Source organism: Microbacterium sp. W4I4 (assembly GCF_030816235.1).
Taxonomy (GTDB): Bacteria; Actinomycetota; Actinomycetes; order Actinomycetales; family Microbacteriaceae; genus Microbacterium.
In genome coordinates this window covers 364,602-387,380 of record NZ_JAUSXT010000001.1, presented here as the reverse complement: position 1 = coordinate 387,380, position 22,779 = coordinate 364,602, and the positions used below count along the sequence as shown (strand labels likewise).

Below are 22,779 nucleotides of genomic sequence, written 5' to 3'. Positions count from 1 at the left end.
CCGAAGAACCTCGGCGAACTATGCGGTTGTACGGCGATTATCGCTCAGTTCCGGCGGAATCACAAGCATGTGATTCCCCTGGAACCGACAGCGGCACCGATCCGAGGACCGGTGCCGCTGTTCGAGTGGGTTGCTCGAGGGTCAGGCTTCGCTCATCGCAAGCTTGGCCTGCTGGCCCTTGGCCGCGTAGTAGGCCGCACGGGCGGCATCCTTGCGGGCCTGCTCCGCATAGCCCTGCTCGAGCACATCCTGGGCGACCTCGAACTGCTCGTGCTGATCGGTGCCATGGTACTTCTCGATGTAGGCGTCCAGCTCGGGCCCCGACGTCCACGAGGTGATGAGGTTGTACCGCGGCTCGGTGCCGGTGTGCGTGGTGGCGTGCCACAGGCGCTGCGTGTCGATGATCAGCTGCGCGCCGGCGGGAAGGGCGATGCGGACCTCGCCCTCCGGATCGGTGCGGTTCTCACGCAGCACGAAGAAGCTGTCCTTGTCGTCGGTCAGGTTGAAGAAGCCGCGCACGACCCAGCCTGTGCCGTCCGGGTTCAGACGGTTGTTGTCGTCCTGGTGGAGGTTGTAGAGGGTCTCGCCATAGGGCGTCGGCTGCAGCTCGATGACGCGGCAGCGACCGACGTTGGCGCCGGGCTCCTGGGCACGACGGGTGAGGTTCGGCGCCTTGGCCGTCTGCGACTCGATCCAGACGCCGTCCTTGTCGGTACGCGGCGGCTTGTGGTTCCAGAAGCCATTGCACTCGATCTCGCCCTTGGCGCTGGCCAGAGGTGCGAAGCGGGTGTCGCCGGAGGACTTCCAGTCGTTGTACTCGATGTCCAGCCACTCCTTGGGGTCGAGCTCCTGGGCGTAGCGGTCGAGGATGACGAATCCCTTGTCCTCGAGGGCTTCGGACTTGATGTATCCCATGATCTGAGTCATGTCCTTTCGTAATGGGCCAGCACGTTTTAACAGGCCCTACTTAGGCAAGCCTACATCGGCCATCTGGACACGCCCCGGAGTCCGACCGGAGAAAATCCGCGCGGACTAGACTCGTTCCGGCGGCTCCGCGCTGTCCGCTGATCGGAGGATTCACGCAGTGATGGCAACGGCGACCAATGTCGAAGCGACCGCAACAGGCACCGTCGAATGGCTCGCCGCCCCTACGACGAACATCGTCGTCCCGGTGTACCAGCGCCAGTACCGGTGGGACATCGGCGCCTGCGAGAAGCTGCTCTCCGATGTGCGGGCCGTCGCCGGCGAGGATGACGCGCACCGGCACTTCATCGGCTCGATCCTCTCCGCCGAGGACGCCTCCGGTGGAGATCTGATCCTGATCGACGGCCAGCAGCGCATCACCACCGTCATGCTGCTGATCGCCGCCCTGCATCACGCTGTGCGCGCGACGGATGCCGCCCTCGGCGCGGAGCTCGAGCAGGTGCTGGTGCGGGCCGACGACGCCGGACGCACGAAGCTGCGACCGCACGACGCCTGGGCGGGCCTGTTCGAGTCGGTCGTGCTGGATCGTCGGGACGACACGGATCGGGAGTCCCGCTTCGACGACAACTACGCCTTCTTCCGCAGCCAGGTGCACGCCGACGAGGTGCCGCTGATCTGGCGCGGTCTGCAGAAGCTCGAGCACGTGTCCATCACGCTCGGCGCCTCCGCCAACGCGCAGCAGATCTTCGAGAGCCTGAACTCCACGGGGCAGCCGCTGCGCGATCACGAACTGATCCACAACTACATCCTGATGGGGCTCTCGCACGCCGAGCAGCTCAGCATCGAGGAGCAGTTCTGGATCCCGATCGAGGAGCACACCGGCGAGAGCATCGGCGCGTTCTGGCGGCACTATCTGATGATGACCACGGGACGCGAGATCGACGTCTCCGGCGAGCACGGCGTGTATGCCGCGTTCCGGGCGTCGTTCCCGCGACTGGATGTCGCGCATCTGAGGGCCGACGCAGCGGTGTGGCGCGAGAACGCGGAGATCTACGGCATCCTCCTGCATCCCGAGCGGGAATCGGATGCCGAGATCCGGCTGCAGCTGAAGCACCTGAGCACCTTCGGCCGGGCGACGTATCCCCTGGTCATGAGCGCCTACGGCGGTCACCGTCGGGGCGCGATCACGCGCGACGAACTGGTCGAGGTGCTCGAATGGGTGCAGGCGCTGTTCCTGCGCCGCGCCATCGTCGGGCTGCCGACCGAGCGCCTCATCGCACGCCTGTGCCGTGCCTGGCAGCAGGGCCGCGAGCGGCTGATGCGGGCGATTTCGCGCATCACTCCGTCCGACGAGCGCGTCCAGGCTGTGCTGAAGTACGGCGAGCTCCCCCACCCCGCCTATGTTCTGGGCCGCATCGAGGGCGTCGATGACACGGCCGACTTCGACATCGAGAGCATCGTCCCCGCCGCTCCCGGCGAGGGCTGGAGCGGCGACGGACAGCGCCCCTGGCGCGAGTACTCCGAGGACGAGCAGAACAGCCACCGTGCGCTGGCGCCGACCCTGGGCAATCTCACCCTGCTGGAGCAGTCGCTCACCGAGCGGGTGTTCGGTGCCTCGTTCCCCGACAAGCGCGAGCAGGCGTACGCGCGCAGCACGGTGCCGGCGACGCGCGAGCTCGCCGAGATCGAATCCTGGGGCACCGCGGCGATCTCGGCGCGCACCGTGCGATTGACCGCCCACCTGCTGCGGATCTGGGCGCGCCCGATCATGACCGAGATCGACGACGACGGTCTCACCCCGGTGCTCGACGCCGTGCGCCGCCGTGGCTGGCCCGCCGGCTGGGATCGCGAGTTCGACTACTGCGAGTACCGCGGGGAGCACTGGGAGGTGAAGGACGTCAAGGCGCTCTTCAACCGGGTGTTCCGTCGCGCCTGGACCGACGACCGCGACGCGGCCCTGGCCTACAGCGCCCGTCACGGCGGGCCGCTGTACGAGTCGATGGCTTGGAAGGGCCAGTGGGACACGCTCGCCGACGGCAGCCACCTGTACATGGGGTGGGATTCGAACTACATGATGACGGCGCTGCAGGGGGTGCTGGAGGAGTCCGGCATCGCTGCCGAGGTGTTCGTCAAGTACTCCTACATAGGGAACGTGATGTGATGACCTCGACGACCATCCGACGCATGCAGGGCCTCACGATCGAGGAGCACACCCTGACGCTCCCCCTGGTCTGGGGCGATGCCTCCGATGCGCGCACCATCGACGTGTTCGCCGCGGTCGTCAGCAGAGAGGGCGGCGAGAACCTGCCGTACCTGCTGTTCCTGCAGGGCGGACCGGGTCACGAGGCGCCTCGGGCGTTCGGCTCGTCGTCGTCTCCCGCGTGGCTGGATGCGGCGCTGGCCGAGCACCGCGTCGTCATGCTCGACCAGCGCGGGACAGGCCGCTCCACGGCCGTCGGCGACCGCGATCTGGAACGCGGATCGGATGCCGTCGCCGAGCACCTCACGCATCTGCGCGCGGACTCGATCGTGCGCGATGCCGAGGCGTTCCGCCAGCATCTCGGTGCGGAGACCTGGAACGTGCTGGGGCAGTCGTTCGGAGGTTTCACGACTCTGGCTTACCTGTCCACGGACGCCGGGTCCCTGGACCGGGTGTACTTCACCGGCGGGCTCAGCACCATCGATCGCACCCCCGACGAGGTGTACGCGCTCTGCTACGACAAGATGCGCGACGCCTCCGAGCGCTACTACCGGCGCTTCCCCGAGCACCGCGATCGCGTGCGAGCGCTCGTCGATCTCGCCGCCTCCGGCGGGATCGTCCTGCCCGACGGCGAGGTCGTCTCGCCGTCGCGCCTGCGCTCCATCGGCTCGGCTCTCGGCACGAACGACGGCTGGCAGACCGTGTGGTCGCTCCTCGAGCAGGATCCGGCATCCAACGCGTTCCTGCACGACCTCGCGGCGGCGATGCCGTTCGGCGGCCGGAACCCGCTGTACTTCGCCTTCCACGAATCCAGCTACGCTTCCGGGCACGCCACGCGCTGGTCGGCCGAACGGGTGGAGCCCGCGGACTTCGTCGAGGATGCGTCGCTGTTCACCGGCGAGCACATCCGGCAGGAGTGGACGCAGACGGTGCCCGCCTTCCGGCCGTGGCGCGACGTCGCGCTCGCGCTGGCCGAACACGAATGGCCCCGCATCTACGGCCGGGGCGCGCTGCTGGAATCCGAGGCCCGTGGCGCCGCAGCGGTGTACGTCAACGACGCCTACGTGCCGGTGGAGTACTCCCTCGAGACCGCCCGCCTGCTGCCGGGCGTGCGGCTGTGGGTCACCAGCGAGCACGAGCACAACGGGCTGCGCTCGGGCCCGGTGCTCGAGCACCTGCTCGATCTCGCGCACGACCGCCGCGTGCGCTGAGCCGTCATTCGGCGCGGCGATCGCGCCCGTCGTCCTCGGGGACCCTCGATCGACTGATCGAGGACGTCGGCGGGGTCGGCTTCGACGCCGTCCGGCTGCGGCGGTGTCATGGCCTCCTCGGGGTCCGGCGCATCGACCAGCACCTCGCGCTCCTGATCCATCCGGTCCGCGTCGGCGGCTTGCATGGACGGCGTCTCGTTCTCGCGGGGCATGTCGCATCCTCTCGTCGTGGGACCTTCCAGCATCCCTGTCGGCGCGACTGTGCGAAAGAGGGTTGCGTCGGAGCAGGCTGACCGTCAGCGCAGCGTGCGTCAACCCCGTGCCGCGCACGACGAGGGGGCTCTAGCCTGACGGGGATGACGATGAAGCAGGATTCCGCACCCGCCGCCACCGGCAGGATCCGCGTGGGCACCTCGGGCTGGCGCTATCCCTCCTGGCGGGGCGACTTCTACCCGCGTGGGCTCGTGCAGCGGCGGGAGCTGGCCTTCATCGGCGAGCGGTTCTCGACGGTGGAGCTGAACGGCTCCTTCTACTCGCTGCAGCGTCCGGGCAGCTACCTGCGTTGGCGCGCCGCCGTACCTGAGGGCTTCGTCTTCGCGGTCAAGGGCTCCCGGTACATCTCGCACATGCTGGCGCTGCGCGAGGTGCGCTCCGCCCTCGCGAACTTCTTCGCCTCCGGCGTGCTCGCTCTCGGCCCCGCGCTGGGTCCGATCCTCTGGCAGCTGCCCGAGCGGCACCGGTTCGATCCGGAGGTGCTGTCGGCGTTCCTCGCGGCGCTGCCCCGCACGACCGGTGAGGCGCTCGAGCTCGCGCGCGGGCACGATGAGCGGCTGGACGGGAGAGCCTGGCTGGAGGAGTGCGTGGATCGTCCGCTGAGCTACGCACTGGAGCCCCGGTCCGTCAGCTTCGACGACCCGGCGCTGCGCGAGCTGCTCGACCGGCACGGTGTCGCCCTCACGGTCGCCGACACCGCGGGCCGCTGGCCCGAGTTCGAGCCGACCGAGGCCGACCACGTCTACGTGCGACTGCACGGAGCGTCGGAGCTGTACACCAGCGGCTACTCGGCCGCGGAGCTGCGGAGGTGGGCGCAGCGCTGCATCCACTGGTCACGGGACGGCGTCGGAGCGGCGCGCGACGTGTACGTGTATTTCGACAACGATGCGCGCGGTCACGCTCCGCACGACGCGCTCGCTCTCGCCCGACTCGTCGATGACAGCCGCGTCGATGACAGCCGCGTCGCTCATCCGGAAGCGCGCTCGTGAGACGCCTGCCCATCGAATCCTCCGTACTCGCGAGCACAGGCTACGACCCTGAGATCGCGGTTCTGGAGCTGGAGTTCCGCAGCGGCGAGGTCTACCGGTACTTCGCGGTCCCGCCGTCGGTGCATGCCGGCCTTCTCGCGGCACCCAGCGCCGGCCGGTTCTTCACGCAGCGCATCCGGGACCACTACCCCACCGAGCACGCGTAGGACGCGTCAGCGCCGGGACTGCCGGAAGCGTCGTGCCCGCCGCTCGTCGCGCACGTCGTTCTCGGCGTTTCGCTCGAGCCGTTCAGTGTCGCGCACCTGCACCTGCAGCTCGCGCTCGGCGGGGATGCCCCGGCGGAGCTCGCGGATGCGCTCCAGCTCGGCATCGAGGTGCGCTCCGATCACCAGAGCGATGTTGCCGATCCACAGCCAGACCAGGAAGATCACGATTCCGGCGAACGAGCCGTAGACGCGGTCGTAGTCGGCCAGGTTGGCGACGTAGAAGCCGAACCCGACGGATGCCGACGCGAACAGCAGGATCGCCACGATGGCGCCGACGCTCACGAGCCGGAAATGCGCATGCCGGATGTTGGGCGAGAAGTAGTACAGGATCGCCACCACCAGCACCACCACCAGCACGACGATCGGCCAGCGGGCGATCCGCCACACCATCAGCGCCCCCTCGCCGGCGCCCATCGCCCGTCCGAGCGACTGCGCGACGGGCCAGCTCAGGGCTGCCAGCAGACCGGCGACCCACACAAGGACGAAGACGAGCAGCGTGACCAGCAGCTGCGTCGGCTTCATCCTCCAGAAGACCCGCCCCTCGAGCACGCCGTAGGCGCGGTTGATGGCACGGCCGAGGGCGGTGACGTAGCGGGCGACCGACCAGAGGGCCAGCAGCAGGGAGAGGATCAGCACCCAGCCACCGCCCGCCGTCGCGGCTGCGCGCTCGACCGGCTCACTGATGGCCGCGATGATGTCAGGAGGCAGCACCTCTTCGCCGGCGTCGAGGATGTATCCGACGACATCCCGCTTGCGCCCGATCATCCCGATCAGCGAGAACGCGGCGATGATCGCCGGGAAGCCGGCGAGCACGGCGTAGAACGTGAGCCCGGCGGCTGCGTCTGCGCCCGAGGCTCGGAAGAAGCCGCGCGCGACGCGCACGACGATGAATCGCGCCTGCGCCAGAGCGGTGTCGACACGTGCGGTCGAGTGCGAATCTGCGTTCATCCCCATGCTCACAGTATTGCCGCAACCCGCGCGCCCGACATCCACCTGCCCGCGACGGTGGCGACCCCCGCCTCCTGTCAAGCCCCTGGGCTGTCCGCCGAGCGCAGGAGAGAGTGCAGACATGAGCGATGCCACAGAAGAACCGGATGCGAGCCAGGAACCGGATGCGAGCCAAGAACCGGAACAGCGGCAGCCGGACGTGGCCGCAGAGCCACCGGACGGCGAGGAGCCGACCACCGAGGAGCTGCAGGAGCCGAGCACCGAGAAGGAGCCCGACGAGGTGCCGAAGGCCGAGAAGCCGCACGACCCGGAGCCGAGCCACCAGGCCGTGGGCATCGGCGTGATCGGCGGCCCGCAGAGCATCGCGGACGAACTGGATGACGAACTGGACGAACAGTAGGGCGGGTGGGACTTGAACCCACGAATCGTCGGGTTATGAGCCCGCTGCCTTAACCAACTTGGCCACCGCCCCGCAGAGCAACCAGCCTACCGGTGCGGTCAGACCGCTCGCGACGCGCGGTGCGTGTCGGTGTGCTCCAGATAGAAATGCGCGTTGTCCAGCAGACCCTGACGTTCCTCATCGCTCAACGCACGGCGCACCTTCGCGGGCACGCCCGCCACGAGCGATCCGTCCGGCACCACGGTTCCGCCGAGCACCACCGCCCCGCCCGCGACGAGGCATCCGCTGCCGATCACGGCCCCGCTGAGCACGACCGCTCCCATCCCGATCAGTGAGCCGTCGCCGATCGTGCAGCCGTGGACCACCGCATTGTGCCCGATCGACACCTTCTCGCCCACCTGCACGCCGTGCCCGCTGTCGACATGCACCGACACGTTGTCCTGCACGTTGCTGCCCGCGCCGATGACGATCGCCGCCGAATCCGCGCGCAGCACGGCGTTGTACCAGACGCTCGCCCGCGAGCCCAAGGTCACGTCGCCGACGATCCGCGCTCCGTCTGCCACGAATGCGTCGTCCGCGATCTCGGGGGCACGATCGGCGAGGGCGAGGACGGATGCTGTCGCGGCGATGCTCATGCAGGCGAGACTACCCTCACATCCGCGTGAACATGCGGCGGAACAGACCCGGTAAGCGTTGCCTTCGCTTGCTTGCGGAATGTCCTGCGCTGAGTAGCGTTGTCACCAGCAAGCCCGCAACGACCACTTCTCGGAGGATTCCATGAGCAAGGCGCAGACCGTCCCCACCACCGCCGTCGACCCGACCGTGGCAGCCGCGGCGGCGCAGTTCCTCTCCCCCGTCGTCCTCGGTCTGGAGGCTCTGACGGTGAACGGCAAGCAGGCGCACTGGCACGTCCGCGGCGCCAACTTCGTCGGTGTCCACGAACTGCTCGACACGATCGTCGCGAACGCGGGCGGCTTCGCCGACACCGCCGCGGAGCGCATCGTCGCTCTGGGTCTGCCGGTCGACTCGCGCCTCGGAACCGTGGCCGAGAAGGTCGCGTCGACATCGGTGCCCGCCGGATTCGCACAGTCGGACGAGGTGATCCGCGCGGTCATCTCCGACATCGACGCGATCCTCGTCGATGTGAGGGCCGCCGTCGACGGGCTCGACGCGGTCGACCTGACCAGCCAGGACGTCGCGATCGAGATCCAGCGCGGGCTCGAGAAGGACCGCTGGTTCCTCGTCTCGCACATCGCGGCCTGACCGACTCACAGACCGTCTGTGGGGCGTAGACGCACCTTTCGCCGTCCGCGAAGCCAGCTTCTGCGCCCCACAGACGGTCTTTTCACGCCCGGAAGGTGACGCGTCCGCCGAGGATCGTGGCCGCCACCCGCATCCGCCGCAGCTCCTCGCGACCGGCCGCGCGCGGGTCTGCGCCGCACAGCACCAGGTCGGCGACCGCGCCGAGCCCGATGGAGGCGTCGCCGTGCCGGCTGCTGGCGAGCAGCGCCTGATCGATGCTCACGCGATCCTCCGGATGCCAGAGCGCCCGCTCGTCATCCGTCCGGTGCACCGCCGCGGCGATCGTCACCCAGGGATCCAGCGGCGCCACCGGCGCATCGGACCCGAACCGCACGCGGATTCCCGCGGTCAGGAGCGTCGCCAGCGGATAGCTGACGGCCTGCTGGTGGCGCCACAGATCCTCGACCATGTCCCGGTCGTCGAGCGCGTGCGCGGGCTGCACGCTTGCCACGACGTCGAGCCGCGCGAAGCGGGCCAGGTCGGCGTGACGCACCAGCTGCGCGTGCTCGATCGTGCCGCGTGCCTGGGTGTAGGTGAAGGCGTCGAGGGCGGATGCCACGGCACGGTCGCCGATCGCGTGCACCGCGACCTCCAGCCCCGTGGCGGTCGCGCGCGTGAGCAGATCCCGCAGTTCATCGGGAGGGATCGTCAGCACGCCGAAGTCGGCGGGATCGCCCGGGTATGGATGCGAACATGCGGCGGTGCGCGTGCCCAGCGAGCCGTCGGTGATGAGCTTGAGCGGCCCGACGTGCACCAGTCCCTGCGTGCCGTCCAGCTCCTCTCCGCTGCGCAGACCCTCATCGATCGCGCGCTGCAGCCCTGCCGGGTAGAACGCGAACTCGACACGATGCATGTCGAACCCCGCTGCGGCACGGCGCCGCCAGGCGTCCGCGGTCCAGGCCATGTCGAAGTCGACGAGGCCGGTGATGCCCCGGGAGGCGGCACGCTCGGCCGCAGTGCGGATCGCGGCGTCCACGGTGGCGTCATCCGTCGCGTTCAGGCGGCGCGAGATCTCGAAGGCGTCCTCCTCGCGCAGCATCCCGTCGTCATCGACGCCGTCGAATCCCTCCCGGCGCAGCGCCGCGGAGTTCAGCCACACGCTGTGCACGTCGGCGTTGATGAGGTATGTGGGGCGCTCCCCCGTCATCTCATCCAACAGCGCCCGCGAGGGAGGTTCGCTCCACAGTCCGTCTCTGAAGCCCGCGCCGACCACCCGCCCGTCGGGCAGTGCGGCGGCATCCGCCGTCAGGCGCGCGGCTTCGGAGGGACTCGTCGCGACGCCCAGCTGCACGCGCTGCGCGTCCAGCGCCCACTGCACCGTGTGCACGTGATGGTCCCAGAGCCCCGGGATGACCCACATCCCGTCACCATCGATCTCCTCGACCGCGACGCGGAGGTTGCCCGCAGGGGCGATGTCGGCGATCAGACCCGCACGGATGAGGATGTCTACCGGCTCCTCCGTCGGGAGCAGCTCGCCCCCGGGGCCGGCGACGCGAACCGATCGCAGCAGCAGGTCGCCGCTCATCCGCGGTGCGCCAGACGTGCCTCGTGCGCGCGACGCATCTCCGCAGCCAGCACCGGGTTGGCGTACTCACCGGCGCCCTCGAGCTCGGCGATCACGGTCTCCACGATGCTGTCGGGCTTGTTCTGGCTGAGTTTGCGCTTGGCCGACACCCGCGTCGGGGTGAGACGGAATCCGACGGTGCCGGCCTCGAGCGCGGTGACGAACTCCTCGGTGTTGGGCGCCTGCCACATCATCCGCGGCTGCGGCAGCTTGCGCTCGAAATGGGTGACCAGGTCGTCCAGCACTTTCAGGTTCGCCTGCGTGTCGACGATCTCCGGCACACCGGCCAGGTGCACGGCGGTGTAGTTCCAGGTGGGGACCGCGCGCACGTCGCCGTACCAGCTCGGCGAGATGTAGCCGTTGGGCCCCTGGAAGATCAGCAGCAGCTCCTGCTGCCCGAGCCGAAGCACCTGGTCATCGGGCTTGCCGACGTGGCCGACGACAGTGAGGTCGTCGCGGTCCGGGTCCAGCAGCACCGGGTAGTGCGAGGCCACCAGGCCGTCGTCTCCGGTCGCGACCGCCGTGGCCCACGGATTCTGCGCGATCACCCTGCGCAGCTCGGTGATGTCCGTCATGGCGAAGCTGGGGTTCTGGCGCATGAGACCAGACTAAGACCGCGGCGGCGGGGCCGAGTTCATGCTTCCGGCCCCGCCGCCGCCGTTCAGCGACGGGTGCCCACCACCGGGATCGCCTGCGTCTTCCAGTCATCGAACGCCGCATCCCCGACCATGAAGGCGTTGACCTCTTCTGTCGTGGCCGTCAGCTTCGGATCGTTGTCGAGGTACTTCTTCGTCTCGCGCGCGACCAGTCCCGAGAGCACGAGCAGCCCGATGAGGTTCGGCAGTGCCATGAGTCCGTTCATCACGTCCGAGAAGGCCCACACCACGCCGAGCTGGACGGTGCAGCCGATGAAGACGACCAGGGAGAAGATGATGCGGAACGGCATGATCGCCTTCACACCGACCAGGCGCTCCAGGCTGCGTTCGCCGTAGTACGACCAGCCGAGGATCGTGGACCCGGCGAACAGCACCAGGCCTATGGTCACGATGTAGTGCCCCCACTCTCCCGGGAGCCCGTGCGAGAAGGCCTCGCCTGTCATCAGCGCGGGGCTGATCTGCTTGCCCGTCTCGGGGTCGGTCATGTTCCACACGCCCGTGGTGATGATGACCAGGCCCGTGCAGGTGACGACGATGATCGTGTCGATGAAGGTCTGCGTCATCGACACGAGCCCCTGACGCACAGGGTGACTGGTCTTCGCCGCTGCGGCGGCGATGGCGGCGGAGCCCATGCCGGACTCGTTGGAGAAGATGCCGCGGGCGACACCGAACTGCACGGCGATGATGATCGCCGAGCCGGCGAACCCGCCGACCGCGCTGGTTCCGGTGAACGCCTCGGTGAAGATCTGCGCGAACGCGGCCGGCACCCCGCCGATGTTGGCGATCAGGATGTAGATCGCTCCCACCACGTAGAAGATGATCATGACCGGCACGAGCCCGGCGGTCACTCGGCCGATGGACTTGATTCCGCCGACCAGGACGACCAGGGCGAACACCGTCAGCACGATCCCCGTCACCCAGGTGGGGACGTGGAAGCTGGATTCCATGTTCGTGGCGATCGAGTTGCCCTGGGTCATGTTGCCGATGCCGAAGCAGGCGATGACGGCGGCGATGGCGAAGAAGATCGCGAGGAACTTTCCGAACCTGTTCGGAATGCCGCGTTCGAGGTAGTACTGCGGGCCGCCGGACTTCTCCCCCGCGGCGTCGGTGGTGCGGAAGCGCACCCCGAGGAACGCCTCGGAGTACTTCGATGCCATGCCGAGCAGGCCCGTCACCCACATCCAGAACAGCGCACCGGGCCCGCCGATGCCGATCGCGGTCGCGACGCCGACGATGTTGCCCGTGCCGACCGTCGCCGCCAGTGCGGTCGTCAGCGCCTGGAACTGCGAGATGTCGCCGTCGGAGCCGGGGTCACGCCGAGTGAACAGTCCGAGTCGCAGCGCGGCGCCGAGTTTGAGGAACTGAAGTCCGCCGAGGCGGATCGTGAGGTACAGGCCCGTGCCGAGAAGAAGCGGGATGAGGATCCACGGTCCCCAGATCCATGAGCTGATGTTCTCGAGAACCGCCTGCAGGCCGGATAGATCCATGGCTACTCCTGTCGTGCATCGATGCGAACGGATTCGGCAATCCTATTCACAGCCGACGGTCAGATTCGCGCAGAAGCGCCGACCGTCGCGATCAGCGCTGGCAGGACGGGCACCAGTACAGCTTGCGCGCGCCGATCTCCTCCAGGGCGATCTCGGTGCCGCACACCCGGCACGGCAGCCCCGCGCGGTGGTACACCCAATGCCGGTCGTCACGGCTGGCCATCGCCGCCCGGTACTGATGGGGCGAGAGGTCGTCCATCGTCATCATCTGCCCGGTCTCGACACCGATCGACAGCAGCCGCACCCAGTCCCGCCAGAGCTGCCGCACGATCTCCTCCGGCACGTCACGACCAGGCGTGTGCGGGTCCAGGCGGGCGCGATAGAGCATCTCGGCGCGATAGACGTTGCCGATCCCGCTGACGACGGACTGGTCCATGAGGAGCAGCGCGATCGCGGTGGGCTTGCGGCGCACGATCTGCACGAAGCGCTCCTCGCCCTCGGCGGGGTCCCCCACCAGGGGATCCGGTCCGAGCTTGGCGACGGTGGCGAGCATCTCGTCCGGCGTCTGCAGCGCACAGGCGGTCGGTCCGCGCAGGTCGGCGCAGGTCGACGCGGTCAGCAGGCGCAGGCGCACCTGCCCGACCACCGGCGGCGGCCACTCCTCGCCCTCGTCGGCCAGCCCCTTGGTCTGCTCGGACATCCGCACGTGCACACGCGTGCGCCGGGGCGCACCGATCGAGGTCAGCGAGTTCTCGCCTGCGTCGTCGAGGATGGCGTCATCGCCATCGCCGAGCTCGGTGCCGCGCTGATTGGTCTGGCCCATCCGCCCGTTGGCGGAGGCGATGGTCGGATCGACGAGGATCTCGCCGGCGAAGTCCCACGCCCCGTAGAGGCCCAGGTGCACGCGCAGCCAGGTGTCGTCCTCGAACTCGAGGAACATCTGCTTGCCGACGGCTTTCGCCGAGAGCATCTCGCGCCCGTCGAGCACGGCCGCGCCCTGGGAGAAGCGGCCCTGCGGGCTGGAGGCGCTGACCGAGCGGCCGACGAAGTTGCGTGCGAACTGCCGGGCGATGCGGTGGACGGAATGACCCTCGGGCATGTCAGGCTCTCGGATCCGGCAGCAGCGACCCGTCCCGTTCGAAGTCGGCGATCTGGGCGATCCGCCGCGAGTGGCGCTCCTCGTTCGAGAACGGCGTCGCGATGAACGTGTCGATGAAGGAGGTCACTTCGTCGAAGGTGTGCTGACGGGCGCCGATCGAGATGACGTTCGCGTCGTTGTGCTCGCGGGCCAGCTCCGCCGTCGATGTGTTCCAGACGAGAGCGGCGCGGATGCCCTGCACCTTGTTCGCGGCGATCTGCTCACCGTTGCCCGAGCCGCCGAAGACGATCCCGAGAGCTTCCACGCCGGCGGTCTGATCCGCGACGACGGCCTGAGCTGCGCGGATGCAGAACGCCGGGTAGTCGTCGAGCGCGTCGTACTCCACTGGGCCGTGGTCGGTGACCTCGTGCCCTGCTGAGCGCAGATGGTCCTGCAGCCGGGTGGAGAAGTCGAGGCCCGCGTGGTCGGTGGCGATGTGGATGCGCATGAGGACATCCTATTTCCCGTGCACGACCATGCAGGGCCCACGCGCCCCCGAGGCTCCAGTCAGCGCGAAGCGATGACTGGAGTGGGGCGTGGGGATCCTATTTGAGGGTCCGGCCCGCGCGCCGAGTGCTACGGCGCGATGCCCGCGGCGGCCCGCTTGAAGCCGGCTCGCACGTTCTCGCAGCATCCGGGCCGGCACACGTCGAAGGAGCCGCCCACGGTCGTCACGTGCGCACGATCGGCCGCGGGGCGCCCTTCGAGCCGTTCCTGGATCAGGTCGACGATGCCGGCCACGAACGACGGCGACACGCCAGGTGTGGGTGTGCGGGCGAAGCGCAGATCGGCGGCCTCCGCCGCCTCCTTCGCCTCGGTGTCGAGATCCCAGAGCACCTCCATGTGGTCGCTCATGAATCCGACCGGCACCACGATCACGGCCTGACGGCCACGGCCTGCCAGCTCGCCGATCACGTCGCACACGTCCGGCTCGAGCCAGGCCTGCGTCGCGGGGCCGGAGCGCGACTGGTAGACGAGCTCCCACGGCACGGATGCCGCCGAGGGCAGCAGCTGTGCGACACGGTCCATCACCCATGCGGCGACGGCCTCGTGCTGGGCGGCGTACGCTCCGCCCTCGCCGCCCCAGTCCACGTCGCGCGGCCCGGAGCGCTCGGCATCGGCCGTCGGGATGCTGTGGGTCGAGAAGAGCACCTGCACCGCGTCGGCGGGGATGCCGTCCGTGAGGAACTCGGCCACGGCGTCGTGCACGCCCTCCACGAAGGCCTGCACGAAACCGGGATGGTCGTAGAAGGGCCTGATCTTGTCGATCGTCACCACGCCGTCGTACTCCGTGCCGTCCAGCACGCGGGAGAGGTCCTCGCGGTACTGACGGCAGCTGGAGAACGAGCTGTACGCGCTGGTCGCGAAGGCGAGCAGCGTCGTGTCGTCGTTCGATGCCGCCTCGGCGACGGCATCCTCGAGGTACGGCGCCCAGTTGCGGTTGCCCCAGTACACCGGCAGGTCGATCGAGCGGGCCTTCAGCTCAGACTCGAGCGCGGCCTTCAGCGCGCGATTCTGCCCGTTGATGGGGCTGATGCCGCCGAAGTGCCGGTAGTGGTGGGCCACCTGCTCGAGTCGTTCATCGGGGATCCCGCGCCCTCGCGTCACATTGCGCAGGAAGGGGATCACGTCGTCCTGGCCCTCCGGCCCACCGAATCCGGCCAGCAGGATCGCGTCATACGCGACCGGCTGCTCGATGAAGGGTTCGCCTCCGGATGCTGCGGGAGAGGCGTGCAGTACGGCATCGGTCACTTCAGAAGTCACGTCACTCATGTTCTCACTCCTGGCTATGAGCCGGCGCGGAACCGACCGGAGGAGGTTGCGTCCCGCGCCCCTGGCGTAGGCTGTCAGGGTTGTCGTCGGCGCCAGCCGCGCCGACGCGGGACGACACCCCTCACCACTGGGAGATACAGCTGTGCCAGGAGAAAACCTCACCCGTACCGAAGCGCAGGAGCGCCGCGGCCTCATCGACACTCAGTCCTACGAGGTCTCGCTCGACCTCACCAAGGGCCCGGAGGTCTTCGGATCCCGCAGCGTCGTGCGGTTCACCGCGACGCCAGGGAGCTTCACCTTCATCGACCTGATCGCCCGCGATGTGCGCGAGATCTCGCTCAACGGCGAGCAGATCGACCCGAACGAGACGTTCGCCGATTCGCGCATCGCGCTGAGCGGCCTGCAGGCCGAGAACGTGCTGATCGTCGATGCGGACTGCCTCTACACGAACACCGGTGAGGGACTGCACCGGTTCGTCGACCCGGTCGACGGCGAGGTCTACCTGTACTCGCAGTTCGAAGTGCCCGACTCCCGCCGCGTCTTCGCGGTGTTCGAGCAGCCCGACCTGAAGGCGACGTTCCAGTTCACCGTGACCGCCCCGGCTGCGTGGAAGGTCGTCTCGAACTCCCCCACTCCCGAGCCGATCGTGCACGACGCGTCGACCGACTCCGGCACGCAGCAGACCGCGACCTGGGGCTTCGAGCCCACCCCGCGCATCTCGTCGTACATCACCGCACTGATCGCCGGCCCGTACGAGTCGACGTTCTCCGAGCTCACCAGCTCGTCCGGCGCGGTCATCCCGCTCGGCGTCTACGGCCGCAAGAGCCTGTGGCAGCACCTGGACGCGGAATACATCTTCGACAAGACCCGCGAGGGCTTCGCCTACTTCGAGTCGAAGTTCGGCGTGCCCTACCCGTTCGCCAAGTACGACCAGCTGTTCGTACCGGAGTTCAACGCCGGGGCGATGGAGAACGCCGGCGCGGTGACGTTCACCGAGACCTACGTGTTCCGCAGCAAGGTGACGGATGCCGTCAAGGAGCGCCGCGTCGTCACCATCCTGCATGAGCTCGCGCACATGTGGTTCGGCGACCTCGTCACCATGAAGTGGTGGAACGACCTGTGGCTGAACGAGTCGTTCGCCGAGTGGGCATCGACCATCGCGACGGCCGAGGCCACCGAGTGGACCGAGGCGTGGACCACGTTCAACGCCATGGAGAAGACCTGGGCGTACCGCCAGGATCAGCTGCCCTCCACGCACCCGATCGTCGCGGAGATCAATGACCTGCAGGACGTGCAAGTCAACTTCGACGGCATCACGTACGCCAAGGGCGGATCGGTGCTCAAGCAGCTCGCCGCCTGGGTCGGCATCGAGGCGTTCTTCGCCGGTGTCTCGCAGTACTTCCAGAAGCACGCCTGGGGCAACACCGAGGTCAGCGACCTGCTCGTCGAGCTCGAGGCCACCAGCGGTCGCGAGCTGACCAGCTGGGCGAAGAAGTGGCTCGAGACCGCCGGCGTGAACACGCTCGCTCCGGTGATCGCCGAGGACGCCTCCGGTGTCATCACGCGATTCGCCGTCACCCAGACCGCTCCGGCGGATTACCCGACGATCCGGCCGCATCGTCTCGGCATCGGCTTCTACAACCTCGACGGCGGCGCGCTCGTGCGCTCGCACCACGTCGAGGTCGACGTCGACGGCGACCGCACCGAGATCCCCGAACTGCAGGGCCTCAAACGCCCCGACATGGTGCTGCTGAACGACAAGGACCTCGCGTACGCGAAGATCCGTCTGGACGAGCGCTCGCTGGCCACGGCCATCGAGCACCTCTCAGACATCAGCGACCCGCTCGCCCGCTCGCTCGTGTGGGGCGCGGCCTGGGATCAGACCCGGGATGCCGAGACTGCCGCATCCGACTACATCGACCTCGTGCTCGGCAACATCGGCCGCGAGACCGAATCGACCACGGTGCGCACCACGCTCTCGCAGCTGGCATTGGCCGCCTCCAGTTACGTCGTCCCCTCCGAGCGCGTCGCGTCGCGGGAGAAGGTGGCCGACGGACTGTGGGCCCTCGCGCAGCAGGCCGAGCCCGGCAGCGACAGCCAGCTGCAGCTGGTCACCGCATTCGCCAACACCCTCGTCACTCCCGAGCACGCCGGCATCATCGGTCGCCTGCGCTCCGGTGAGGAGACCCTGCCGGGTCTCGAGATCGACGCCGACCTGTCGTGGCTGCTGCTGAACGGCCTCGCCGCGGTGGGCGCCACGGATGAGGGTGCCATCGAGGCGGCTCTCTCCGCCGACAACACGTCCAAGGGTGCCGAGTTCGCCGCTCAGGCGCGTGCCGCACTGCCTCACCCCGGGGCGAAGCACGCGGCCTGGTCGTCACTGATCGACAACGCCGACCTGCCGAACACGATCGTCCGCTCCGCGGCCCTCGGATTCGTGCATCCGTCCGGCGTCGTGGCGCTCGGCGAGTTCATCCCGAAGTACTTCGACATGCTCGTGCCCATCTGGGAGGATCGCACCTACCAGATCGCCGACTACCTGATCGTCGGACTGTACCCGCGCACGCTCGCCAACGTCGAGCTGCGTGACGCCACCAGGGCGTGGCTCTCGTCGAACCAGGACGCGGCGCCCGCGCTGCGCCGACTGGTGCACGAGAACCTCGCCGACGTGGAGCGCGCACTCGCCGCGCAGTCCCGCGACGCCGAGGACTGATCCCTCCCGAGAGCCCGTCTATATGGCGCATTCCGCCCCCTTTCGCAGCATTTCGGGGCAGATCGCGCCATATGGACGGGCTCTGGCGCTTCCAGGGCATGCCGAGGCCTGATCGCTAGGATCGAGACGTGCCTCTCCTGCGCTTCGCCACCGATCCCGCCACTCCACAGGACACCTGGACGACGATCCTGGACACCCTGGGGAAGATCGGCATGAAGGCCCTCTGGGTCGCTGTCATCATCGTGTCCGCGTACGTCCTCGCGATGCTGCTGCGTCTCGTCATCCGCCGGGTCGTGCGCCGCATCGTGGCCACTGCGAAGTCCAAGGCGAACATCGAGGACACGCAGGCGCTCGAGCGCTCGCCGTTGGCCGACATGCGTCTGATCCAGCGCACCAGGACGCTCGGATCGATCCTGCAGAACATCGTCAACGTCATCGTCCTCGTGGTCGCGCTGCTGCTCATCGTGTGGCAGCTCTCCCCCGAACTGCTGAGCTCCCTCACGCTGCTGACCGCGGCTGTCGGCGCCGGACTCGGCTTCGGCGCCCAGAACATCGTCAAGGACGTGCTGAACGGCCTGTTCCTCGTCGCCGAGGATCAGATCGGCATCGGCGACGTCGTGGATCTGGGGCTCGCCTCCGGCGTCGTCGAGCATGTCAGCGTCCGCATCACCCAGGTTCGCGACGTGAACGGCACGCTCTGGTACGTGCGCAACGGCGAGGTCACCCGCATCGGCAACATGTCACAGGGCTGGGCACGCGCCATCATCGACATCGGCGTCACCCCCGACGCAGACCTGGAGCTCGTCGAGACGACGATGCTCGAGACCGCGCAGGGACTCGCGAAGGACCCGAAGTGGCGCACCCGCATCATCGAGAAGCCCGAGATCTGGGGGCTGCGCACCATCGACGGCGATGCGCTCGTCGTGCGCGTGGTGATGAAGACCCGAGCGGTCGCCATGGATGACGTCGCGCAGGAACTGCGCCGCCGCCTGCGCGACGCGCTGGTCGCGAAGGACGTGCAGATCCCTCAGCTGGCATCCGTGAACCTGACCGGCTTCGAGGGCGCACGCCGGGTGCGCGGCGCCAACCCGCCCATGACCCGCCCGAACGCGGTCACGGGAGTGCCTCCGGTCGCCGAACGCGGCATCTGGCGGCGCAAGAAGTCCGGCGACGAGGAGGGCCCTGCGAAATGACGTTCTACGACGAGGTCGGCGGACACGAGACGTTCCGGCGCATGGTCGAGGTGTTCTACCGCGAGGTCGCGATCGATCCGGTCATGCGACCCATGTATCCCGAAGAGGACCTGGGTCCGGCCGCGGAGCGCCTGACGATGTTCCTGGAGCAGTACTGGGGCGGGCCGTCGACGTACAGCGAACGCCGCGGCCACCCGCGGCTGCGGATGCGGCACGTGCCCTTCCACGTCGACCCCGACGCCCGCGACCGGTGGCTCACGCACATGCGCACCGCACTGGACGAGCTCCAGCTCTCCCCGTTGCACGACGCAGAGTTGTGGGACTATCTGGATCGCGCCGCGCACGCCATGGTGAACACGTTCGAACCCTCACCCGGCGTCGGTCCCGCACAGCAGAACCGACCCGACCTCGGGCTGACGTCCTGACCTGAATCCCCCACCATCGACGAAGGAGTCGCCATGGCAGACAGCACCCTCGAGACCGACGTCCTCATCATCGGCTGGGGGCTCGCCGGCCTCGTGGCGGCCGCTGAGGCGCTGGCGGTCGGACGCCGTGTGACGATCGTCGACCAGGAGCCGCGCGCCAACCTCGGCGGCCAGGCCTGGTGGTCCTTCGGCGGGCTGTTCCTGATCGATTCCCCCGAGCAGCGTCGGATGGGCATCCGCGACTCGCTCGAACTGGCAACCCAGGACTGGTTCGGCAATGCCGGGTTCGACCGCCCCGAGGATGAGTGGCCCCGGAGGTGGGCCGAGGCCTATCTGGCCTTCGCCGCCGGAGAGAAGCGCAGCTGGCTGCGCGAGCGAGGCGTCGGCTTCTTCCCCGTGGTCGGCTGGGCGGAGCGCGGCGGCAGCGGCGCCATCGGCCCGGGCAACTCGGTGCCGCGCTTCCACATCACGTGGGGCACCGGTCCCGGCATCGTCGCGCCGTTCATCGACGCGGTCGAGGCCGGCGAGGCCGAGGGCCGCGTGACGCTCCTCCCCCGACACCGGGTGACCGAACTGGTCGTCGAGTCCGGTGCGGTCGTCGGCGCGCGCGGCGACGTACTGGTGCCCAGCTCAGAGCCGCGCGGCGTGTCCTCCTCGCGGGAGAGGGCCGGTGAGTTCGAGATCAGGGCGGACGCGACGATCGTGTCCTCCGGCGGCATCGGCGGCAACCACGACCTGGTGCGTGCGGCCTGGCCCGAGCGTCTGGGCACCCCTCCGGAGCACATGCTCACCGGCGTGCCCGCGTACGTCGACGGGTCCATGCATGCGGTCTCCGAGTCCGCCGGCGCCAACCTGATCAACGGCGATCGGATGTGGCATTACGTGGAGGGCATCGCCAACTGGGATCCGGTGTGGCCGGCTCACGGCATCCGCATCCTTCCCGGGCCGTCCTCGCTCTGGCTGGACGGCAGCGGCAATCGCCTTCCTGTGCCGCTGTTCCCGGGCTTCGACACGCTGGGCACGCTCGCGCACCTGCGAACCACCGGGCACGACCACTCGTGGTTCATCACCTCGCTGAAGATCGTCGAGAAGGAGTTCGCGCTCTCCGGCAGCGAGCAGAACCCTGATCTGACCGGCAAGGACGTAAAGCTGCTGCTGTCATCTCGGCTCGCGAAGGGGCCCACGGGTCCTGTTCAGGCGTTCCTCGACGAGGGCGCGGACTTCATAGTGGAGGACGACCTGGAGACCCTGCTGACGCAGATGCAGCGCATGCCCGGTGGCGAGTCGCTCGACATCGACCGGGTGCGCCGGGAGATCATCGCCCGCGACCGCGAGATCGAGAACGACTTCACCAAGGATGCGCAGATCGCGATGCTGCGATCCATGCGCTCCTACCGCGGCGACAGGCTCATCCGCACCGCGGCACCTCATCGCCTGCAGGATCCGGCCGCCGGGCCCATGATCGCCGTGAAGCTGCACGTGCTGACGCGGAAGTCGCTCGGCGGCATCCAGACCGATCTCGACGGCCGTGCCCTGGATGCGGCCGGCGCGCCGATTCCCGGGTTGTACGCGGCCGGTGAGGCGAGTGGATTCGGGGGCGGCGGCGTGCACGGCTATCGGGCTCTGGAGGGGACGTTCCTGGGCGGATGCCTGTTCTCGGGCCGTCAGGCGGGGCGCGCCGCGAGCCGCTGAAGCACGCCTAGAGGGACGGCGAGCCCGTTTCGCGCACGGCGGTGAGGCCGGTGACAGCCGGACCCCTGCTGAGCACGTGTCCGCGCTCGAAGGCGAGACGGGACCAGCGGCCGGATCGCGTCACGCGCACCTGTTCCGCACCGAGGATGAAGCCGAATGCCTGCGCGGCGAAGGCCACTCCCCGCGGCAGACCGTGGAGATCCTCATCCGGCTCGCCCCAGATGCGTGCTCTCAAGGCGCGGACCGCTTCTTCGCCGGAACCGTCGGGGCTGCCGTGCGCGACCGCGGAGATGCCCCACTGCGCGCGTTCGGCGAGGATCCTGGCGGGCAGATCGGCGACATGCTCCCATCCGTCCCGCGGTGGCGCGATTCCCGCCCAGGCGGGCGAGAGCGCGGTGTCCGGCAGCGCCAGCTCGGTCGGCTGTGCACCCTCCTTCAGCGATTCGACCACGAGGTCGCAGCGCAGCTCGGGGTCGGCCCGCACGATCCGCATCGCGAGGATGGTCGGCGTCTGATCGAACAGCCCCTGGGGGGCGAGAGCGGCAGAGGTGAGGGCGAGGATGCCGCCGGCGGCCTGCAGGCGGACGCCGTCCGTCCCGGCCCGCTCGGCACGTCCGGAGAAGGTCAGCACATCGCGAGCCGTGGGCGCATCAGCGAGAACGAGAGGTGTGGTCACTCCTTCTAAACTAGCCCCTGCTTCTAGGATGGGGGCGTGACCGCAGAGACGAATGCCCTCCGCTCCATCGAGAACCTTCTCGCGATCCTCGACCTGGACGCGTCGACGGCCCGCACCACCGAGGACATCTTCACCGGAGTCTCGCATCTGATGCCGACCGGCCGGGTCTACGGAGGGCAGGTGCTCGCGCAGTCGCTCATCGCCGCCGAGCGCACGCTGCCCGAGGAGCGCATCGTGCATTCCATGCACGGCTATTTCCTGCGGCCCGGCGATGCGACGCAGGGGATCACCTTCGCCGTGGATCGCATCCACGACGGGCGATCGTTCTCCACCCGCCGCTCGCAGGCGTACCAGGGCGGCGTGCCGATCTTCTCGATGATCTCGTCGTTCCAGGACGAGGACCCGGGGCTGGATCACGCGGAGCCGATGCCGGAGGGCATCCCCGATCCGGAGTCGCTGCCGTCCGACGACGAGCTCATCGGGCGCGTGCATCCCATCACGGGTCGTCTGCTCGCGGAGCGTCCCGCCGACATCCGGCACGTCACGGGTCCGCTGTTCATCGACGCCGGCGGCGAGCAGGTACCGCAGCAGGCGGTGTGGATGCGCATGCGCGCGCCTCTGCCCGACGACCCGCGCCTGCACCGCGCAGCGCTGGCCTACCTGAGCGACATGACCATCCAGGAGTCCATCCTGCGTGGGCACGGCGTCACCTGGGAGACACCCGGGCTGAAGGTCGCGAGTCTCGACCACGCGATGTGGTGGCATCGCTTCGGCAGGGTCGACGAGTGGATGCTGTACGTGCAGGAGTCCCCGAACGCCCGCGGCGGACGCGGCCTCGCTCAGGGGCGCATCTACACGCGCGACGGCGTGCTGATGGCGACCGTCGCGCAGGAGATCATGATCCGCATCCCGTCGCGCGGCTGACGGTCAGCTAGTCCCTGGCGGGTCG

Annotated in this window: 21 protein-coding genes and 1 tRNA gene; 11 read left to right on the top strand and 11 right to left on the bottom strand. The window is 68.7% G+C overall.

From position 1 onward, the window contains the following. Positions 1 to 141 precede the first annotated feature (141 nt). Positions 142 to 915 (bottom strand): hypothetical protein, encoded by a 774-nt coding sequence (locus QF046_RS01775; protein ID WP_307372633.1) that lies wholly within the window; start codon positions 913 to 915, stop codon positions 142 to 144. A 172-nt stretch (positions 916 to 1,087) separates the two neighbouring features. Here QF046_RS01775 and QF046_RS01770 point away from each other — a divergent pair, with 172 nt between their 5' ends. The 4 genes from QF046_RS01770 to QF046_RS01755 all read left to right on the top strand — a co-directional run bounded on the left by QF046_RS01770 (position 1,088) and on the right by QF046_RS01755 (position 5,803). After that, positions 1,088 to 3,085: a DUF262 domain-containing protein gene (locus QF046_RS01770; protein ID WP_307372631.1), complete on the top strand. Its 1,998-nt coding sequence runs from the start codon at positions 1,088 to 1,090 to the stop codon at positions 3,083 to 3,085. Continuing rightward, the gene (locus tag QF046_RS01765) at positions 3,085 to 4,335 is read left to right on the top strand and encodes an alpha/beta fold hydrolase (protein ID WP_307365592.1); all 1,251 of its coding nucleotides are present in this window, start codon (positions 3,085 to 3,087) and stop codon (positions 4,333 to 4,335) included. The genes QF046_RS01770 and QF046_RS01765 overlap by 1 nt, the downstream gene beginning before the upstream one ends. A gap of 356 nt (positions 4,336 to 4,691) precedes the next feature. Then, on the top strand, positions 4,692 to 5,597 hold the full coding sequence (locus tag QF046_RS01760) for a DUF72 domain-containing protein (protein ID WP_307365590.1): 906 nt from the start codon (positions 4,692 to 4,694) through the stop codon (positions 5,595 to 5,597). Continuing rightward, positions 5,594 to 5,803, top strand: a complete 210-nt coding sequence (locus QF046_RS01755) for a KTSC domain-containing protein (protein WP_307365588.1) — start codon at positions 5,594 to 5,596, stop codon at positions 5,801 to 5,803. Before QF046_RS01760 ends, QF046_RS01755 begins: the two co-directional genes overlap by 4 nt. Positions 5,804 to 5,809: 6 nt before the next feature. On the opposite strand, the gene QF046_RS01750 is transcribed toward QF046_RS01755, so the two are convergent. Next, positions 5,810 to 6,817, bottom strand: coding sequence for a YihY/virulence factor BrkB family protein (locus QF046_RS01750; RefSeq protein ID WP_307365586.1), 1,008 nt, complete (start codon positions 6,815 to 6,817; stop codon positions 5,810 to 5,812). 115 nt (positions 6,818 to 6,932) lie between these two features. On the opposite strand from QF046_RS01750, the gene QF046_RS01745 reads away from it, so the two are divergent. Further along, positions 6,933 to 7,211 carry a hypothetical protein gene (locus QF046_RS01745; protein ID WP_307365584.1) on the top strand — a complete coding sequence of 93 codons (279 nt, stop codon included), beginning with the start codon at positions 6,933 to 6,935 and terminating at the stop codon, positions 7,209 to 7,211. Here QF046_RS01745 and QF046_RS01740 read toward each other — a convergent pair. Further along, a tRNA-Ile gene (locus QF046_RS01740) sits at positions 7,209 to 7,283 on the bottom strand. The genes QF046_RS01745 and QF046_RS01740 overlap by 3 nt on opposite strands. A 26-nt stretch (positions 7,284 to 7,309) precedes the next feature. Further along, a complete protein-coding gene (locus QF046_RS01735; RefSeq protein WP_307365582.1) occupies positions 7,310 to 7,846 on the bottom strand; it encodes a gamma carbonic anhydrase family protein in 537 nt (178 codons plus the stop codon). 142 nt (positions 7,847 to 7,988) lie between these two features. On the opposite strand from QF046_RS01735, the gene QF046_RS01730 reads away from it, so the two are divergent. Further along, entirely contained in the window at positions 7,989 to 8,474 is a 486-nt protein-coding gene (locus QF046_RS01730; RefSeq protein ID WP_307365580.1) for a Dps family protein, read from the top strand. Positions 8,475 to 8,556: 82 nt separating this feature from the next. Here the strand turns inward: QF046_RS01730 and QF046_RS01725 are convergent, their stop codons facing one another. The 6 genes from QF046_RS01725 to QF046_RS01700 form a co-directional block, all read right to left on the bottom strand. Then, positions 8,557 to 10,038: an amidohydrolase gene (locus QF046_RS01725; RefSeq protein WP_307365578.1), complete on the bottom strand. Its 1,482-nt coding sequence runs from the start codon at positions 10,036 to 10,038 to the stop codon at positions 8,557 to 8,559. Beyond that, positions 10,035 to 10,676 (bottom strand): FMN-binding negative transcriptional regulator, encoded by a 642-nt coding sequence (locus tag QF046_RS01720; RefSeq protein WP_307365576.1) that lies wholly within the window; start codon positions 10,674 to 10,676, stop codon positions 10,035 to 10,037. Before QF046_RS01720 ends, QF046_RS01725 begins: the two co-directional genes overlap by 4 nt. Before the next feature lie 62 nt (positions 10,677 to 10,738). After that, positions 10,739 to 12,220 (bottom strand): sodium:alanine symporter family protein, encoded by a 1,482-nt coding sequence (locus tag QF046_RS01715; protein ID WP_307365574.1) that lies wholly within the window; start codon positions 12,218 to 12,220, stop codon positions 10,739 to 10,741. 91 nt (positions 12,221 to 12,311) lie between these two features. Next, positions 12,312 to 13,319 carry an Fpg/Nei family DNA glycosylase gene (locus QF046_RS01710; RefSeq protein ID WP_307365572.1) on the bottom strand — a complete coding sequence of 336 codons (1,008 nt, stop codon included), beginning with the start codon at positions 13,317 to 13,319 and terminating at the stop codon, positions 12,312 to 12,314. A 1-nt stretch (position 13,320) separates the two neighbouring features. After that, positions 13,321 to 13,806 (bottom strand): ribose-5-phosphate isomerase, encoded by a 486-nt coding sequence (locus QF046_RS01705; RefSeq protein WP_307365570.1) that lies wholly within the window; start codon positions 13,804 to 13,806, stop codon positions 13,321 to 13,323. A gap of 128 nt (positions 13,807 to 13,934) precedes the next feature. Further along, positions 13,935 to 15,131: a ferrochelatase gene (locus tag QF046_RS01700; RefSeq protein WP_307365568.1), complete on the bottom strand. Its 1,197-nt coding sequence runs from the start codon at positions 15,129 to 15,131 to the stop codon at positions 13,935 to 13,937. A gap of 142 nt (positions 15,132 to 15,273) precedes the next feature. Between QF046_RS01700 and pepN the strand changes: the two genes are divergently transcribed. From pepN to QF046_RS01680, 4 genes are all read left to right on the top strand, one after another. Beyond that, on the top strand, positions 15,274 to 17,844 hold the full coding sequence (pepN, locus tag QF046_RS01695; protein ID WP_307365566.1) for an aminopeptidase N: 2,571 nt from the start codon (positions 15,274 to 15,276) through the stop codon (positions 17,842 to 17,844). A 128-nt stretch (positions 17,845 to 17,972) separates the two neighbouring features. After that, the gene (locus QF046_RS01690; protein WP_373425642.1) at positions 17,973 to 19,037 is read left to right on the top strand and encodes a mechanosensitive ion channel family protein; all 1,065 of its coding nucleotides are present in this window, start codon (positions 17,973 to 17,975) and stop codon (positions 19,035 to 19,037) included. Continuing rightward, a complete protein-coding gene (locus QF046_RS01685; protein WP_307365563.1) occupies positions 19,034 to 19,462 on the top strand; it encodes a globin in 429 nt (142 codons plus the stop codon). The genes QF046_RS01690 and QF046_RS01685 overlap by 4 nt, the downstream gene beginning before the upstream one ends. Positions 19,463 to 19,495: 33 nt before the next feature. Then, entirely contained in the window at positions 19,496 to 21,154 is a 1,659-nt protein-coding gene (locus tag QF046_RS01680; protein ID WP_307365561.1) for an FAD-binding dehydrogenase, read from the top strand. A 7-nt stretch (positions 21,155 to 21,161) separates the two neighbouring features. Here QF046_RS01680 and QF046_RS01675 read toward each other — a convergent pair whose 3' ends face one another. After that, entirely contained in the window at positions 21,162 to 21,830 is a 669-nt protein-coding gene (locus tag QF046_RS01675) for a hypothetical protein (protein ID WP_307365559.1), read from the bottom strand. A gap of 36 nt (positions 21,831 to 21,866) precedes the next feature. On the opposite strand from QF046_RS01675, the gene QF046_RS01670 reads away from it, so the two are divergent. After that, a complete protein-coding gene (locus QF046_RS01670) occupies positions 21,867 to 22,754 on the top strand; it encodes an acyl-CoA thioesterase II (RefSeq protein WP_307365557.1) in 888 nt (295 codons plus the stop codon). The last annotated feature ends 25 nt before the right edge of the window (positions 22,755 to 22,779 follow it).